Source organism: Halomonas sp. G15, assembly GCF_021282295.1.
GTDB classification, from domain to species: Bacteria; Pseudomonadota; Gammaproteobacteria; order Pseudomonadales; family Halomonadaceae; genus Halomonas; species Halomonas alimentaria.
Window position 1 is genome coordinate 96,444 of the sequence record NZ_JAJSPA010000005.1, and the last position, 15,019, is coordinate 111,462.

15 protein-coding genes and 4 tRNA genes are annotated in these 15,019 nt (G+C 63.1%); 6 read left to right on the forward strand and 13 right to left on the reverse strand.

Annotated features, from left to right (window positions below; genetic code table 11):
• Positions 1-124 precede the first annotated feature (124 nt).
• The 9 genes from LWH48_RS04385 to LWH48_RS04425 all read right to left on the reverse strand — a co-directional run bounded on the left by LWH48_RS04385 (position 125) and on the right by LWH48_RS04425 (position 7,387).
• Positions 125-397, reverse strand: coding sequence for an HU family DNA-binding protein (locus LWH48_RS04385; RefSeq protein WP_027962884.1), 273 nt, complete (start codon positions 395-397; stop codon positions 125-127).
• A gap of 177 nt (positions 398-574) precedes the next feature.
• Entirely contained in the window at positions 575-2,980 is a 2,406-nt protein-coding gene (gene lon / locus LWH48_RS04390) for an endopeptidase La (protein WP_232911501.1), read from the reverse strand.
• 168 nt (positions 2,981-3,148) lie between these two features.
• Positions 3,149-4,429 (reverse strand): ATP-dependent Clp protease ATP-binding subunit ClpX, encoded by a 1,281-nt coding sequence (gene clpX / locus LWH48_RS04395; protein ID WP_161432036.1) that lies wholly within the window; start codon positions 4,427-4,429, stop codon positions 3,149-3,151.
• A gap of 109 nt (positions 4,430-4,538) precedes the next feature.
• Positions 4,539-5,159, reverse strand: coding sequence for an ATP-dependent Clp endopeptidase proteolytic subunit ClpP (clpP, locus tag LWH48_RS04400; protein WP_232911503.1), 621 nt, complete (start codon positions 5,157-5,159; stop codon positions 4,539-4,541).
• An 80-nt stretch (positions 5,160-5,239) separates the two neighbouring features.
• A complete protein-coding gene (tig, locus tag LWH48_RS04405; RefSeq protein ID WP_232911504.1) occupies positions 5,240-6,604 on the reverse strand; it encodes a trigger factor in 1,365 nt (454 codons plus the stop codon).
• A 341-nt stretch (positions 6,605-6,945) separates the two neighbouring features.
• Positions 6,946-7,020 (reverse strand) — tRNA-His (locus tag LWH48_RS04410).
• Between the two features lie 25 nt (positions 7,021-7,045).
• A tRNA-His gene (locus LWH48_RS04415) sits at positions 7,046-7,120 on the reverse strand.
• A 45-nt stretch (positions 7,121-7,165) separates the two neighbouring features.
• Positions 7,166-7,242, reverse strand: a tRNA-Arg gene (locus LWH48_RS04420).
• 68 nt (positions 7,243-7,310) lie between these two features.
• A tRNA-Pro gene (locus LWH48_RS04425) sits at positions 7,311-7,387 on the reverse strand.
• Between the two features lie 192 nt (positions 7,388-7,579).
• On the opposite strand from LWH48_RS04425, the gene folD reads away from it, so the two are divergent.
• The 4 genes from folD to LWH48_RS04445 all read left to right on the forward strand — a co-directional run bounded on the left by folD (position 7,580) and on the right by LWH48_RS04445 (position 10,533).
• Positions 7,580-8,437 (forward strand): bifunctional methylenetetrahydrofolate dehydrogenase/methenyltetrahydrofolate cyclohydrolase FolD, encoded by an 858-nt coding sequence (gene folD, locus LWH48_RS04430; RefSeq protein WP_232911505.1) that lies wholly within the window; start codon positions 7,580-7,582, stop codon positions 8,435-8,437.
• Between the two features lie 101 nt (positions 8,438-8,538).
• Positions 8,539-9,003 (forward strand): S-ribosylhomocysteine lyase, encoded by a 465-nt coding sequence (locus LWH48_RS04435; protein ID WP_232911506.1) that lies wholly within the window; start codon positions 8,539-8,541, stop codon positions 9,001-9,003.
• Positions 9,003-9,737: a 5'-methylthioadenosine/S-adenosylhomocysteine nucleosidase gene (gene mtnN, locus LWH48_RS04440; RefSeq protein ID WP_232911508.1), complete on the forward strand. Its 735-nt coding sequence runs from the start codon at positions 9,003-9,005 to the stop codon at positions 9,735-9,737. The genes LWH48_RS04435 and mtnN overlap by 1 nt, the downstream gene beginning before the upstream one ends.
• A 31-nt stretch (positions 9,738-9,768) precedes the next feature.
• On the forward strand, positions 9,769-10,533 hold the full coding sequence (locus LWH48_RS04445; RefSeq protein ID WP_232911510.1) for an alpha/beta hydrolase: 765 nt from the start codon (positions 9,769-9,771) through the stop codon (positions 10,531-10,533).
• Here the strand turns inward: LWH48_RS04445 and LWH48_RS04450 are convergent.
• A complete protein-coding gene (locus tag LWH48_RS04450; RefSeq protein ID WP_232911512.1) occupies positions 10,425-11,756 on the reverse strand; it encodes an IS200/IS605 family accessory protein TnpB-related protein in 1,332 nt (443 codons plus the stop codon). The two genes, LWH48_RS04445 and LWH48_RS04450, sit on opposite strands and share 109 nt — an antisense overlap.
• Positions 11,757-11,860: 104 nt before the next feature.
• On the opposite strand from LWH48_RS04450, the gene LWH48_RS04455 reads away from it, so the two are divergent.
• Entirely contained in the window at positions 11,861-12,211 is a 351-nt protein-coding gene (locus LWH48_RS04455) for an alpha/beta hydrolase family protein (RefSeq protein ID WP_332875612.1), read from the forward strand.
• On the opposite strand, the gene LWH48_RS04460 is transcribed toward LWH48_RS04455, so the two are convergent.
• Positions 12,208-12,441: a hypothetical protein gene (locus tag LWH48_RS04460; RefSeq protein ID WP_232911514.1), complete on the reverse strand. Its 234-nt coding sequence runs from the start codon at positions 12,439-12,441 to the stop codon at positions 12,208-12,210. The genes LWH48_RS04455 and LWH48_RS04460 overlap by 4 nt on opposite strands.
• A 144-nt stretch (positions 12,442-12,585) precedes the next feature.
• On the opposite strand from LWH48_RS04460, the gene LWH48_RS04465 reads away from it, so the two are divergent.
• The gene (locus LWH48_RS04465) at positions 12,586-13,584 is read left to right on the forward strand and encodes an IS5 family transposase (protein WP_232911515.1); all 999 of its coding nucleotides are present in this window, start codon (positions 12,586-12,588) and stop codon (positions 13,582-13,584) included.
• Between the two features lie 135 nt (positions 13,585-13,719).
• Here LWH48_RS04465 and LWH48_RS04470 read toward each other — a convergent pair whose 3' ends face one another.
• Positions 13,720-14,694 carry a type II toxin-antitoxin system HipA family toxin gene (locus LWH48_RS04470; protein WP_232911516.1) on the reverse strand — a complete coding sequence of 325 codons (975 nt, stop codon included), beginning with the start codon at positions 14,692-14,694 and terminating at the stop codon, positions 13,720-13,722.
• A 2-nt stretch (positions 14,695-14,696) separates the two neighbouring features.
• Positions 14,697-14,984, reverse strand: a complete 288-nt coding sequence (locus LWH48_RS04475; RefSeq protein WP_232911518.1) for a helix-turn-helix domain-containing protein — start codon at positions 14,982-14,984, stop codon at positions 14,697-14,699.
• Positions 14,985-15,019 lie beyond the last annotated feature (35 nt).

Consider the following 15,019-nt stretch of genomic DNA (forward strand, 5'->3'; position numbering starts at 1 on the left):
TCTAAAAATTCGGCTGCCGATAACAAAGACAGGCGCACCGCCGAGGGCGATGCGCCTGTATCAATCAACCATCAGCGGTCAACCAGCGGCGGCGCGGACGGCGCGCTTCTCCAGTTGGCCTGGATTAGTTGACGGAATCCTTCAGCGCCTTGCCGGCCTTGAAACCGGGCACCTTGGCCGCCTTGATCTCGATCGGCTGACCGGTCTGGGGGTTGCGACCGGTGCGAGCAGCACGCTCCTTCACATGGAAGGTACCGAAACCGACGAGGGAGACACTGTCGCCTTTCTTCAGGCTATCGGTCACGGAATCCACCATGGCATCCAGAGCACGCGCGGCGGATGCCTTGGGAATATCAGCAGACGCGGCGATGGCTTCGATCAGCTCAGACTTGTTCACACTTCACCCCTTGACTTTTTCGGAAATTGGCCCCAATCGAACCGGTATTTCAACCGACAAGCACGATCACAGCATGAGGTAATTTATAGCAATGCGGAGAAAGCACTGTCAAGCAACATTCAGGGCAGAGCCCCACCATATCAGGCTTCAAGCAAAATTATGGTGGGGAAATTGACCTCAATGCGTGCTGATCATTGATTGCGCTGTAGCGGCGTCATCGGAATGGGATTCCCCCTCGGATTCCTCATTCCTTTTAGCTAATGCCACTTCAAGCACCTCATCGATCCAGCGTACCGGCCTGATATCGAGAGCCTCCTTGATATTATCCGGCACCTCCTTGAGGTCCCGGCGGTTCTCCTCGGGTACCAGCACGGTCTTTATACCACCGCGCCTGGCGGCCAGCAATTTCTCCTTCAAGCCGCCGATAGGCATGACCTCGCCACGCAGGTTGACCTCACCGGTCATGGCCACATCGCAGCGCACCGGCCGACCGGTATAGGCAGAGACCATGGCGGTGACCATGGCGATACCCGCGCTGGGGCCATCCTTGGGCGTCGCGCCCTCGGGCACGTGGATATGCAGATCTTCCTTCTCGAAGCGCTCGGGGTCGATGCCCAGAGACAGCGCGCGTGCACGCACCACGGTGTGGGCGGCACTCACCGACTCCTTCATCACGTCGCCCAGCGAGCCGGTCTTGTTGATGCGCCCCTTACCCGGTGTCACTACCGACTCGATATTGAGCAGCTCACCACCCACCGACGTCCAGGCAAGCCCCGTCACGCGACCGACCTGATCTTCCTGGTCGGCCAGCCCGTAGCTGTAGCGGCGCACCCCAGCATACTCCTCGATATCCGCGGCGGCCAGCAGCATGGGTGCCTGGGCCCCCTCCTTGCTCTCCTTCTCGAGGCGCACGCGCAGCACCTTGCGACACACCTTGGCGATCTGGCGCTCCAGCTCACGCACCCCGGCCTCGCGGCTGTAGTAGCGGATCAGCTCGAGCAGCGACTCGTCGGAGAACGCCAGCTCCTCGTCCTTGAAGCCGTTGGCCTTGAGCTGCTTGGGCACCAGGTAGCGCTTGGCGATGGCCAGCTTCTCGTCCTCGGTGTAGCCGGGCAGGCGGATCACCTCCATGCGGTCGAGCAGCGGTCCGGGGATGTTCATCGAGTTGGCGGTGCAAATGAACAGAGTCTCGGAGAGATCGTAGTCCAGCTCCAGATAGTGGTCGCTGAAGGTATCGTTCTGCTCCGGGTCGAGCACCTCGAGAAGCGCCGACGCAGGGTCGCCGCGATGGTCCATGCCGATCTTGTCGACCTCGTCGAGCAGGAACAGCGGGTTCCTGACCCCGGCGCGGGACATGCGTTGCACGATCTTGCCCGGGAGCGAGCCGATGTAGGTGCGGCGGTGACCACGGATCTCGGATTCATCACGCACGCCGCCCAACGCCAGGCGCACGTACTTGCGGTTGGTGGCCCGGGCGATGGACTTGCCCAGCGAGGTCTTGCCCACCCCGGGCGGCCCCACCAGACACAGCACCGGCCCCTTGAGCTTCTTGACCCGCTTGTGCACCGCCAGGTACTCGAGGATCCGCGCCTTGACCTCGTCGAGGCCATAGTGGTCCTCGTCCAACACCTTCTGGGCGTGGACCAGGTCGTGCTTGACCCGGGTGCGCTTCTTCCAGGGCACCGACACCAGCCAGTCCAGGTAGGAGCGCACCACGGTGGCCTCGGCGGAGTTCGGCGACATCATCTTCAGCTTGCCCAGCTCCTGGGTGGCCTTCTCGCGGGCCTCCTTGGGCATGCCGGACTCCTCGATGGCCTGCTCGTACTTCTCGGCCTCGTTGGGCACGTTCTCGAGCTCACCCATCTCCTTCTGGATGGCCTTCATCTGCTCGTTGAGATAGTACTCGCGCTGGGATTTCTCCATCTGGTCCTTGACCCGCGAGCGGATGCGCTTCTCCACCTGCAGCAGGTCGATCTCGGACTCGATCAGTGCCATCAGGTGCTCGATGCGGTCGCGCACCTTGTCCATCTCCAGCAGCTGCTGCTTGTCGTCGATCTTCAGCGACAGGTGAGCGCAGATGGTGTCTACCAGACGGCTGGGGTCCTCGATGCCGGAGAGCGAATTGAGCACCTCGTTAGGCACCTTCTTCGACATCTTGACGTACTGCTCGAACTGGTTGAGCAGCACGCGCACCAGCGCCTCCTGCTCTCGATCGGTGAGCGGCACGCTCTCGCGCAGCAGCGCCTCGGCGCTGGTGTAATCATCGCCGGCCTGGAGCTCGCCGACATCGGCGCGCGAAACGCCCTCGATCAGCACCTTGACGGTACCGTCGGGGAGCTTGAGCAGCTGCATGATCTCGGCCACGGTGCCGATGGCAAAGAGGTCGTCGCGGTCGGGATCGTCCTTGCTGGCCTCGCGCTGGGCAACCAGCAGCACTCTCTTGTCGGCACTCATGGCGGCGTCTAGCGCCTGGATCGACTTCTCGCGACCCACGAACAGGGGAATGACCATCTGCGGGTAGACGACCACGTCCCGCAGCGGCAAAAGGGGCAGACTCAGGGTCTGATCAGCGTTCTGCTGCATCGCAGACGTACCTCAAAGAAAACGAAGGGATGCCCCGTGGAATGGGGGCGACCGGGTGACTTTGCAAGGCAGGAGCCGAGAGGACAAAAAAAACGGGAGCTGCCGCGACTCCAGCCGGCCGGGCCGGCGATGGAGACAGGGCGCTCCCGTGGGGTAACCCCCGATGGATCAGCCGTCGGTACCGTCGCTGGCGGCTTCCTGCTGCTGCGAATAGATCAGTAGCGGTTCGCTTTCGCCGCCGATCACCGAGGCGTCGATCACCACCTTGCTGACACCCTCCAGCGAGGGGATCTCGTACATGGTGTCGAGCAGCACCGATTCGAGGATCGAGCGCAGGCCACGTGCACCAGTCTTGCGCGCCATGGCCTTGCCAGCCACTGCCCGCAGGGCATCGTCGCGGAACTCGAGCTCGACGCCTTCCATCTCGAACAGCTTGGCGTACTGCTTGATCAGCGAGTTCTTGGGCTCGGTGAGGATCTCGATCAGCGCATCCTCGGTGAGCTCGGTCAGGGTGGCGATCACCGGCAGGCGACCGACGAACTCCGGAATCAGGCCGAACTTGACCAGGTCCTCGGGCTCCACGGTGGCCAGGATATCGCCCACCGGCTTGCTGTCATCCTTGCTCTTGACCTCGGCATTGAAGCCGATACCGCCCTTCTCGGCGCGGTCGCGGATCACCTTGTCGAGACCGGCGAAGGCGCCGCCAACGATGAACAGGATGTTGCCGGTGTGTACCTGCAGGAACTCCTGCTGCGGATGCTTGCGGCCACCCTGGGGCGGTACCGAGGCGGTGGTGCCCTCGATCAGCTTGAGCAGCGCCTGCTGCACGCCCTCCCCCGAGACGTCACGGGTGATGGAGGGGTTGTCCGACTTGCGCGAGATCTTGTCGATCTCGTCGATGTAGACGATGCCGCGCTCGGCCTTCTCCACATCGTAGTCGCACTTCTGCAACAGCTTCTGGATGATGTTCTCGACATCCTCGCCCACGTAGCCCGCTTCGGTCAGCGTAGTGGCATCGGCAATGGTGAACGGCACATTGAGCAGCCGCGCCATGGTCTCGGCGAGCAGCGTCTTGCCGCTGCCGGTGGGGCCGATCAGCAGGATGTTCGATTTGCCCAACTCCACGTCGTCTTTCTTCACGTCGGAGCTCAGGCGCTTGTAGTGGTTATAGACCGCAACGGACAGCACCATCTTGGCGCGGTCCTGGCCGATCACATAATCATCGAGGGTGTGACGGATCTCGCGAGGCGTCGGCAGACGCTCATCGTCGCTCTCGGCATCGGCATCGAGCACCTCCTCGCGAATGATGTCATTGCAGAGGTCGACACACTCATCACAGATATAGACGGACGGGCCGGCAATGAGCTTGCGCACCTCGTTCTGGTTCTTGCCGCAGAACGAGCAGTAGAGCAGCTTGCCACCGTCGTCCTTGCCTTTGCCGTCGGCCATTCGCTTACCTCTTTTCATGTTGGTGGCACCTGCCAGAGCCGGCGCCACCGAGCTCACAACGGCGGCCAGCGCCGCCGGGAACATTCAGCGTGTAATGCAAATCACGCTATCAGGATGTGGGCCGCTTATCCAGCACGGCGTCGATCAGGCCATACTCCGCGGCCTGGTTGCCGTCCATGAAGTTGTCGCGGTCGGTATCCCGGGCGATCGTCTCGATGTCCTGGCCGGTATGCTGCGCCAGGATGCGGTTGAGCTTGTCGCGGATACCGAGGATCTCACGGGTGTGGATCTCGATGTCCGAGGCCTGGCCCTGGTAACCGCCCAGCGGCTGGTGGATCATCATCCGCGAGTTGGGCAGGCAGAAACGCTTGCCTGCCGCCCCGCCGGCCAGCAGCAGCGCGCCCATGCTCGCCGCCTGACCGATGCACACGGTGGAGACGTCGGGCTTGACGAACTGCATGGTGTCGTAGATCGACATGCCCGCCGTCACCGAACCCCCCGGCGAATTGATGTACAGGTGGATGTCCTTATCCGGGTTTTCGGATTCCAAGAACAGCATCTGTGCCACCACCAGGTTGGCCATGTAGTCTTCCACCGGACCCACCAGGAAGATCACACGCTCCTTGAGCAGGCGGGAATAGATGTCGTAGGCACGCTCGCCGCGCGCGCTCTGCTCGACCACCATGGGCACCAGGCCGCCGGCATTCTGGATATCGAACTCGTTGCTCATCTGCGTGTTGTCCTTGCATCCGATGAATGGAAGCGAAGAGAAACAGCGCCCCGACAGGAGCCGGGGCGCGGGGACATCGATCAGGCCTGGCGCTCTTGCTCGCCGGCCTCCTCGCTGCCCTCGTCCTCGTCGGCCTCTTCCTGCTGCTGGGCCGCGGCCAGCACGTCCTGGTAGGACATCTCGACGTCCTTGACGCTGGCCTGGCCAAGCAGCACGTCCACGGCCTTCTCTTCGAGGATAGCGGACTTGACCTGGGTCTTGAGCTGGTCGTTACCCATGTAGTGCTCGACCACCTGCTCGGGCTCCTGGTACTGCTCGGCGAGCTCCTGCACCTTGGCGCGGATCTCGTCGTCGCTGGCCTCCAGCTCGTTGGCCTTGATCACCTCAGCCAGCAGCAGACCCACCTCGACGCGGCTCCGGGCCTGCTCCTCGAACAGCTCGTTGGGCAACTGGGAGACGTCGAAGTCCTCGCCCAAGCCGAACTGCTGGGCTGCCTGGCGCTTGAGGCCATCGGTCTCCTGCTGGACCAGCGCCTGGGGCACCGGAATCTCGTTGGCCTTCTGCAGCGCGGTCAGCACCTGCTGCTTGACGCGGTTGTCCACCGCCTGACTCGCCTCGCGGGTCATGTTCTTCTTGACCTCGGCGCGGAACTTGTCGAGATCACCATCCTCGACGCCGAACTTCTGGACGAACTCGGCATCGACCTCGGGCAGGGTCTGGCCCTTCACCGCGTGGACCTTGACCTTGAAGGTGGCTTCCTGGCCGGCCAGGTTCTCGGCCTGGTAGTCCTCGGGGAAGGTGACCTCGATCTCCTTCTCTTCGCCGGCCTGGGCACCGATCAGCTGCTCCTCGAAGCCGGGGATGAAGCTGCCGGAACCGATCACCAGGTCGTGACCCTCGGCGCTGCCGCCCTCGAAGGGCTCGTCACCCAGGAAGCCCTGGAAATCGATGGTCACCTGGTCGCCATCCTCGGCGGCGCGCTCGACCGCTTCCCAGGCAGCATTCTGCTTGCGCAGGGTATCGATCATCTCGTCGACGTCGGCCTCGGTCACCTCGACCACGGGACGCTCGACCTCGGTGCCTTCGATCGGGGCCAGCTCGACCTCCGGGTAGACCTCCAGGGTCGCCACGAACTCGAGGTCCTTGCCCGCCTCGTTGACGGTAGGCTCGATCTGCGGGAAGCCAGCCGGGTTGAGCTCGTGCTCGGAGATGGCGCGAACGTAGCGCTCACGCATCACCTCGCCCACCACCTCGTTGCGCACGTCGCTGCCGTAGCGCTGACGAATCACCGACATCGGCACCTTGCCCCGACGAAAACCGTCCATACGAACGTTCTTGGCGGCATCCTTGAGACGGGCATTGACGGCCTCATCGATCTCGGCGGCCGGTACTTGAACCGTGATGCGGCGTTCGATCTGGGAGGTCGTATCGACGGAAACTTGCATGAAATGTCCTCTACCGACTGGGGGCATCGTGTTGCGTGAATGGAAATTCAAAGGGGGGATTTTATGAATCCCGCCCGGCACTGGCAAGCGCCATGGCGAGACAAATGGGGGCGAAGCGAGAGATTACAAGGCTTGGCGACGCATCTACGCCAGAAATCGCCGACGCCAGGGCGACCGCATGCGCACACCTTGCGCCACGCACTGGAATGCCTGGAGGATATCGGTTGACGACGAACTATTGACGAAGAGCCAGCCACACCAATCAGACGACCTCGCGGAGAGCATCTGACGAAGGCGATCTATGGAGCACGTTCGGAGGTTCTTGCTGAGGAGTCAAGGCGTGGGGTGGATGATGGGGATCGAACCCACGACCACCGGAGCCACAATCCGGGGCTCTACCACTGAGCTACATCCACCATTGCCTTGCTAAAGATGTCGAGGTGGGGTGGATGATGGGGATCGAACCCACGACCACCGGAGCCACAATCCGGGGCTCTACCACTGAGCTACATCCACCACATCGACAGTTGCTCGAATCGACTTCCTGCTACCGCACCCGGATGGCGCGCCCAGCAGGACTCGAACCTGCAGCCTACGGCTTAGAAGGCCGTTGCTCTATCCGATTGAGCTATGGGCGCATTCTACGTTCCAGGTCGCCTCGCCGCAACCCTGAGTGCCAAGAAACCGCAAGACATTCAAGAAGTTGTGGTCGGAGTGGAGGGATTCGAACCCCCGACATCCTGCTCCCAAAGCAGGCGCGCTACCAGGCTGCGCTACACTCCGCCGGCGATCTAGCGGGCTGGACGCCGCCGCAGAGGCCTCGTCGAGCGCTGCGTATTCTACGTGACTTTCCCGCCCGGTCAAGTAAATACGTACCACCTTCCGCTATCGCCCGCTTTGTTTCGCGGGCCCGGCATGCGAAAATCACGCCTCTGATTTTTCAGCCACCCATTCCAGCCACCCAGAGGATCCTCGATGACCGCGCAACTGATCGATGGCAAAGCCATAGCCGCCCGTGTTCGCCAGCAGGTCGCCCGCCAGGTGCAGGCGCGCCGCGAGGCCGGGGGCCGAGCACCGGGTCTTGCCGTCGTGCTGGTCGGTGAGGATCCCGCCTCCGCGGTCTACGTGCGCAACAAGCACAACGCCTGTGTCGAGGCCGGCATCGAATCGTTTCGTCACCAGCTGCCCGCCGACACCACCCAGGGTGAGCTCGAGGCGCTGATCGACCGCCTCAACGCCGACCCGGCCGTGGATGGCATCCTGGTCCAGCTGCCGCTGCCCGAGCAGCTCGATGCCCGCCCTATCCTCGAGCGCATCCGTCCGGACAAGGACGTGGATGGCTTCCACCCCTACAACCTGGGTCGCCTCGCACAGCGCCTGCCGCTGCTGCGCCCCTGCACGCCCAAGGGGGTGATTACGCTGCTCGAGGAGACCGGCCTGCCGATCCGCGGCCTGGACGCCACCGTAGTCGGCGCCTCCAACATCGTCGGCCGCCCCATGGCCCTGGAGCTGATGATCGCCGGCTGCACCACCACCGTCTGTCACCGCTTTACCCGCAACCTCGAGGAACACGTGCGCCGCGCCGATGTCCTGATCGTGGCAGTGGGCAAGCCCGGCCTGGTCAAGGGGGAGTGGGTCAAGGAGGGTGCCATCGTCATCGACGTGGGCATCAACCGCCAGGAGGATGGCCGCCTGATCGGCGACGTCGACTTCGAGGCCGCAGCGAAGCGTGCCGCCTGGATCACCCCCGTCCCCGGCGGTGTCGGCCCCATGACCGTGGCCAGCCTACTGGAGAACACCCTGCAGGCCGCCGACCTCCACGACGCCGAATAATTTCCGGTACCGACCTCGGGTCGGCAAGCCAACCAACATCCAGGGCCAGATCCCTCAGCTACCCCGTGGGAGGGGCTGGCGCCACAGCAAGAGAGGATTTCATGAGCGACAAGATGAACGTCGAAAGCTTCAACCTCGACCACACCAAGGTGAAGGCTCCCTACGTGCGCCTGGCCGACGTCAAGACCGGCGAGCACGGCGACACCATCCACAAGTACGACATGCGCATCTGCCAGCCCAACCAGGAGCATATGGAGATGCCCGGCCTGCACTCCCTAGAGCACCTGATGGCAGAGATGTCACGCAACCACTCCGACAAGGTCGTCGACATCAGCCCCATGGGCTGCCAGACCGGCTTCTACTGGGCGATGCTCAACCACGACGACTACGACGGCGTGCTCGAGCTGGTCGAGAAGACCCTCAAGGACGTGCTCGAGGCCAGCGAAGTGCCTGCCTGCAACGAGATGCAGTGCGGCTGGGCCGCGAGCCACAGCCTGGAAGGCGCCAAGCAGATCGCCCGCGGCTTCCTGGCCAAGCGCGACGAGTGGTCCCAGGTGTTCGCCTGATGAAGCGCATCGGCATCATCGGCGCCATGAGCCAGGAGGTGGCACGACTCGCCTCCCTGCTCGAGGAGCGCGAGACCCACACCCATGTCGGCAACACCTTCCATAGTGGCCTGCTGCATGGCGTCGAGGTGGTGATCCTGCAATCGGGTATCGGCAAGGTGAATGCCGCCGTCGGCACCACCCTGCTGCTCGACATGTACAAGCCCGAGGCGATCATCAACACCGGCTCCGCCGGCGGCTTCGGCGAGGGACTGGAGATCGGCGATATCGTGGTCTCCAGCGAGGTGCGCCACCATGACGTAGACGCGGTGGTGTTCGGCTACGAGCACGGCCAGGTCCCCGACATGCCCGCGGCCTATCTGCCCGACGAGCGCCTGGTCCACCTGGCCCGGGAGTGTGTCGAGGCGCTGGGCGAGGTCAACGTGGTCGAGGGGCTGATCGCCACCGGCGATGTGTTCATGGCCTGCCCCAACCTGGTAGCCCAGACCCGCCAGCGCTTCCCCACCATGCTCGCCGCCGAGATGGAGGCCGCGGCCATCGCCCAGACCTGTCATCTCTACGACTGCCCCTTCGTGGTGATCCGCGCCCTCTCCGATATCGCCGGTGGCGGCGACAACCACCTCTCCTTCGAGCAGTTCCTGGAGAAGGCCGCCCTGCACTCCTCGAAAATGATCGAGGCCATGGTGGCTCGCCTCGCCGATCGAAAGCGTGAGACGGCAGTGGCAGGCGCCTGAGACGATGGCGCGGCGGCGGGCGCCTGGGACGATGGCAGCCACGACCTGGTGGCGAGGCGCCCTGCTGCTGGCCAGCCTGGTCCTCGCTGGCTGTGCCAGCACCCACCTGGGCAGCGACGGCCGCGAGGTCGAGGGCGCCGACCACCCTGGAGCGACAGGGGAGCCGGCCACCATCCGGCATCTGGCAAACCAGCGCTACACCCCCGACGACTGGCCAGAGCCGCTCAGTGCACGGGTGCGCCTGCCCCGGGGCGATAGCGACGAACTACGCCCGGCCGCCCTGCTGGTTCACGGCGGCGGCTGGCGCAATCGCACGCCGGACGACATGGAAGAGATCGCCGAGGCTCTGAGCCTGCGCGGCTTCGTCACGGTGAATATCGAACACCGCTTCGCCCCCGACTACCGCTTCCCCGCCCAGCTGCACGATCTCCAGCAGGCCATGGCGTGGCTGCACGCCAACGCCGAGGCGTGGCGCGTGGATACCGATCGCATCGTCGGCGTCGGCTTCTCCTCGGGCGCGCACCTGGTCAGCCTGCTCGCCCTGGCCGGCAGCGACGGGCCGCTGGCCGCGCCCCACGGAGGCGAGCACGCCCGGCTGGCGGCTGTCGTCGCGGGCGGCACGCCCACCGATCTGTTGAACCCTCCGACGATTCATTCAGAGAATAGAATCGCGGATTCTTATCCCTCTCACGCGCTCTGTTGCCAGAGCGTGGAGAGCGATACCGGGGTTCTCGGTGTGCCGGTCGACTTCTGCGAGGCGGCACGGGGCGCTGCCTTGCGGCGACACCCCTGGTAGTAAACATGGCCTCGGGCGGCGATGTTATAGGCCGCGTTCAGATCGGCGTGGTAGCGCTTGCCGGAACTAAACGTACACTGGCTGTAGTTATCTTTGTCGCGCTTTACTGACCCTGATCCGTCGAAGGCGTGGCGGGACGTACCGCGAGCATATACCGCCACATAGCGAAGCCCCACCTCGACGGCCTTGCTGTCGAGGCGTGTCACCAGTTGGCGATGAAACCAGCGGTGAAACCGCGCCTTCATCGGTGTCCGTTTTTTACCCGCTTTGGGTCGCCAGCCCTTCAGGTTTTCGACTGCAATGGCCTGGCAGTGATGATCAAGCGCTAGATTCACCAACTGCCGACTGATCTGGTGGGCTTGATTGTCTGCCAGATGGGTTAGCCGTTGGTGGTCGCGGCGGCAGAAGCCGGGCGGCAGCCGGCTTCCGTGCCGCGTGTGCTTTTTGGCGGCCTGGCGAATACGGGCCATCAGCCGACACTCCCGGTCTTTATCCGTGCGCGAGATAAAGCCGCGCGCATGGACAGTGCCTTGAGTATCAACCACCGCCCAGGTGGCCGCCGTATTAATCCCTACATCAACCGCTAATACCCGCTCAGGCGCACCTTTTACTGGCTTCGGTGGTTCGAACTGTTCCGGTAAGGAAAGCTGCCACTGTCGCCCATTCGTGGTCAGCAGTGGCGACTTGGCCTTGCCTTTCCCTCGAAACCGGCAGGTGCCTTTCAGCCCAAATCCCATCCAAATCCAGTCATTCTGCCAATGCACTTTGATAAAGGCATGGCTGGCATCGGTGTTGAGCTTGGCACACTGGCTGCCGTAAAGGCTGGGGAAGGTTTTCGTGCTGGCCGTTAGGCGCGGTGGTTTGGCGTGCGGGTGCTTGCGCTGGCCACATCGCCACTGATCGAACCGCGTGACGAAGGAACGCACCTGGCCGACCGCATCCATCAGCGCCACACGCCGGAGATACGAAGGGAATTTGTAGTAGCGTTTGGCAAAGTACGTGTAGCGAACGTGCGGTCGTTTAGCCGTTGGGTGAATCAGCGCCTCAATGACCTTTACCGCTTCATTGCCCTGCGTGGCTCCTATCGTCGGCCAGTGGGTATACGCCACCGTCATCAGATCGCGCACCAGCCGCCGATACAGCGCCAGCGTATTCGCCAACGCCTGTTGTTGATCGGCGCCGGTGACCTGAAGGGTGAGGGTGTCGGAGCGAATAATGGCCATGGATTGACTATATATTTATCCAGCTATACCTGCAAGGCTGACGCCTTGCTCTGCCTTAACTGTCGATTCATTCGGAGAATTGAATCGCAGAATGCGGCAGATTTTTGTTCAAATTCGATGATGGCAAGCTGGTAGTGCAGTTTCTGGGGGGCACCCGCGCCGAGGTGCCCGAGAAGTATCGGCTTGCCTCCCCGGCCAGACAGATCCAGAGTACGCCGCCGCCCTTCTTCCTGTTCCACGGCACCTGGGACCGCCTGGTCCCGGTGGATCATGCCACCGACTTCTACCAGGCGCTGAGGGCCCAGGGCGGTGAAGCCGAGCTCTTCCTCCAGCACGGTCGCGGCCACTTCCTCAGTTTCCTTAACCGTGGCAATGCCATCGAGGCCGGCCTCGACTTTCTGGAGAGCCAGGTTAGCGCTCCTCACTACCCGCCGAAGGGCGACGAGGAGCGTTAATCGATCCGCCACTCCGTTGCCAGGCTTTGCCAGTGCTCGCGCAGCAATGCCTTGTGCGACTCGGCCATGGGCAGCGAGTCCAGCATATCGGGCCAGGTGTCTCTGGCACGACGCAGCGTATCCTGCAGTTCCGACTCCACGGCCGGCCAGCTGACGCCTACCCTGCCCGCCCAGTGCTGAAAATCGGTGAGCCGCAGCTGCTCCCAGCCTTTCTTGCCGTTTAGGTTCAACGCTGCCTCCCGCTCAGCAGGCAGATAAGCCCGCGTCATCACGATGTCGTAAGGGAAACGCTGCACAAATCCTGCCGGAGCTGCCTCGCAGCGACCGGCAGGGTAAAATCTGACCATTCCGACACCGTCTGACAGAGCTATCCGATGAAGCAGATCTCGTTCGCCCAGGCAGAGCACCAGAACAAGAAGAAGGTTACCCGCCGAGAGCGGTTCCTGGCGCAGATGGATGCCCTGGTGCCATGGCAACGACTGATCGACGCGCTGTCGCCGTCCTACTTCCCGAACTCGGCGGGCAAGCGGGGCCGGCCGCCCATCGGCCTGGAACGCATGCTGCGGATCTACTTCCTGCAACAGTGGTATGCGCTTGCTGACGAGGCGCTGGAGGATGCCATCTACGACAGCCAGGCGATGCGTGACTTCGTGGGAATCGATTTGGCCATCGAGAGCGTGCCGGATGCGACCACACTGCTGCGCTTCCGCCATCTGCTGGAAAAGCATGCCCTGACCCAGCGGATCTTCGAGGAGATCAATGCTCACCTGGCCGAAAAAGGACTGTTCATGCGCGAGGGCACCATCGTCGACGCCACCATCGTCGCGGCCGCGCCCTCCACCAAGAACAAGGCCAAGCAACGCGATCCGGAGATGAAGCAGACCAAGAAGGGCAACCAATGGTATTTCGGCATGAAGGCGCATATCGGCGTCGATGCCGTCACCGGGCTGACCCACAGTGTCGTCGCCACTTCGGCCAACGTCGCCGATGTCACCATGACCAGTGAATTGGTCCGGGACGATGATAAGCGGGTATACGGCGACGCGGGCTACACCGGCATGTGGAAGCATCTGGATGAAGAGAAAGATGCCCCGGATTCCCGGTGCTGTGTTGCCGACAAGCGCGGCGCCATCAAGAAGATGGAGGACAGCCCAATGAAAACGCTGTTGCTGGCATTCGAGAAGGCCAAGGCCAGCATCCGTGCCAAGGTCGAACACCCGTTTCATGTCATCAAGAACCTCTTCGGCTACCGGAAGGTGCGCTACAAAGGGCTGGCCAAGAACCAGGCGCAGTTGTTCAGCCTGTTCGGGCTGGCCAATTTGGTGTTGGCGACACGATGTGAGGGCCGAGTTGACGGGGCCGGTGCGCCTTGAATCTGCTCCGCCAGCCGGATAATCCGGCTGGCGGGGAAAACAAGCGGCCCAAGCGGGTCAGAAAATGACCGCAGGGTCTTTGAATTGACCGCGCTGAGCGCATCAGTTGCTCAGCGACGAATTGATCAGTGGTTCCTAAGCGGGCGACAAGGTTGGCCGTTGGCGATCGGGATAGACAAGACTCCAGTTCTTCAGGTGAGCATCGCCGTTGGCCAACAGTGCATTAACCAGCAGGCGCCTCGCCATCTGCGCCGCGCACGCCATGCCGTCGGCGGAGAACTCGCGTATCAGCCGCCCGATCTGCTCATAGCTTGGGCCGGAGTACTTCTCGTGGGGGTAGCGAAACAGCACCTGGGCGAAGTCTTCCGCATGCACCCGCTCACTCCCAGCCCGATCAAATCGCTTGATCGCATAGGCCATTGGCTCATCGGGCAGATTCAGGCGCGGCAGCCCATCCAGCTCCTCGAGGGGAATCAGTCGAATCTCCGGAATCGTCACCCCGGCCGCCTCTGCCAGGCGCATAGCGGAGTATTCGTTCTCCACGAGCCACGGTTGAATAGGGGATGGCGGCTTGACGATCCAGTCCCCGGGCAGCGCCTGCCCGGCGCCCTGGAAACGCCCGTCCTGCTCGCGCATGGAAAACTTCATCTGCACCCCCGCCAGGGAGAAGCCCCGCCCCACGGCGACTTGGCGAGGCTCCGGGCTGACGCTGCGGCGATGGGCAACAACCCAGGCGGGCATCTCATCGGACGTCACGGCGGCGACCTCCAGGGCCCCCGGGAGGTCATGGCCAAGAGCCGCCAGCAGAGGGAACTCGTTGTCCGGATGCACCTTGAGTTCGGCGGCAAGCCATTCCCGCAGCGCGCCCTCCGGCAACAGGTTGGAAAGCCAGGGGTGCAGCCGCTGGCGACGTATCCAAGGCGACTGCAGCAGTCGTTGGTTATGCGGTGCCGAAGGCATCAGCGACAGCGACAAGGTGGCGCGGCTCTCGTCGAGTCGCCAGTCGTCATCGAACACCAGCACGTTGCGGCCACCGCGATACCCGGCCAGCCAACCCAAGCGGCGGCCGTGCAGCCACAGCGACAGCATCTCGACACTTTCGTTGGCCATGCTCAGTCCTCCTCGTCGAGCAGGCCCTGCCAAGGATCCTCATCGAGGGGAACCGTCTCCTCCTGCCCCTCCTCGAGAAGCGCCTTGACCCGATACCACTGCTCGACAGGGATCAGCATCATACGGGCATTGAGGCCATCCGCCGCCAGTTGCAGGGTATCCAGCCGCGGATTGCCACCCCGCTCCAGGCGCTGATACTGCTGCCGAGACATGCCGACACGGTCCGCGATCTGGGCCTGGGTAAAGCCGAGGTCATGACGGCGGCGCTTCAGCTCTTCGTGAATGCTCACAAAAATGCACCACATCTGTTGCTTTTAATAAAGAA

Bases quoted from the DNA above. Each gene is read 5' to 3' on its own strand.
- LWH48_RS04450 (WP_232911512.1), bottom strand. From the start codon at position 11,756: ATGGCCATTATTCGCTCCGACACCCTCACCCTTCAGGTCACCGGCGCC.
- LWH48_RS04465 (WP_232911515.1), top strand. From the start codon at position 12,586: ATGAAGCAGATCTCGTTCGCCCAGGCAGAGCACCAGAACAAGAAGAAG.
- LWH48_RS04470 (WP_232911516.1), bottom strand. From the start codon at position 14,694: ATGGCCAACGAAAGTGTCGAGATGCTGTCGCTGTGGCTGCACGGCCGC.
- lon (WP_232911501.1), bottom strand. From the start codon at position 2,980: ATGCAGCAGAACGCTGATCAGACCCTGAGTCTGCCCCTTTTGCCGCTG.
- clpX (WP_161432036.1), bottom strand. From the start codon at position 4,429: ATGGCCGACGGCAAAGGCAAGGACGACGGTGGCAAGCTGCTCTACTGC.
- LWH48_RS04445 (WP_232911510.1), top strand. From the start codon at position 9,769: ATGGCAGCCACGACCTGGTGGCGAGGCGCCCTGCTGCTGGCCAGCCTG.
- mtnN (WP_232911508.1), top strand. From the start codon at position 9,003: ATGAAGCGCATCGGCATCATCGGCGCCATGAGCCAGGAGGTGGCACGA.
- clpP (WP_232911503.1), bottom strand. From the start codon at position 5,159: ATGAGCAACGAGTTCGATATCCAGAATGCCGGCGGCCTGGTGCCCATG.
- tig (WP_232911504.1), bottom strand. From the start codon at position 6,604: ATGCAAGTTTCCGTCGATACGACCTCCCAGATCGAACGCCGCATCACG.
- LWH48_RS04435 (WP_232911506.1), top strand. From the start codon at position 8,539: ATGAGCGACAAGATGAACGTCGAAAGCTTCAACCTCGACCACACCAAG.
- folD (WP_232911505.1), top strand. From the start codon at position 7,580: ATGACCGCGCAACTGATCGATGGCAAAGCCATAGCCGCCCGTGTTCGC.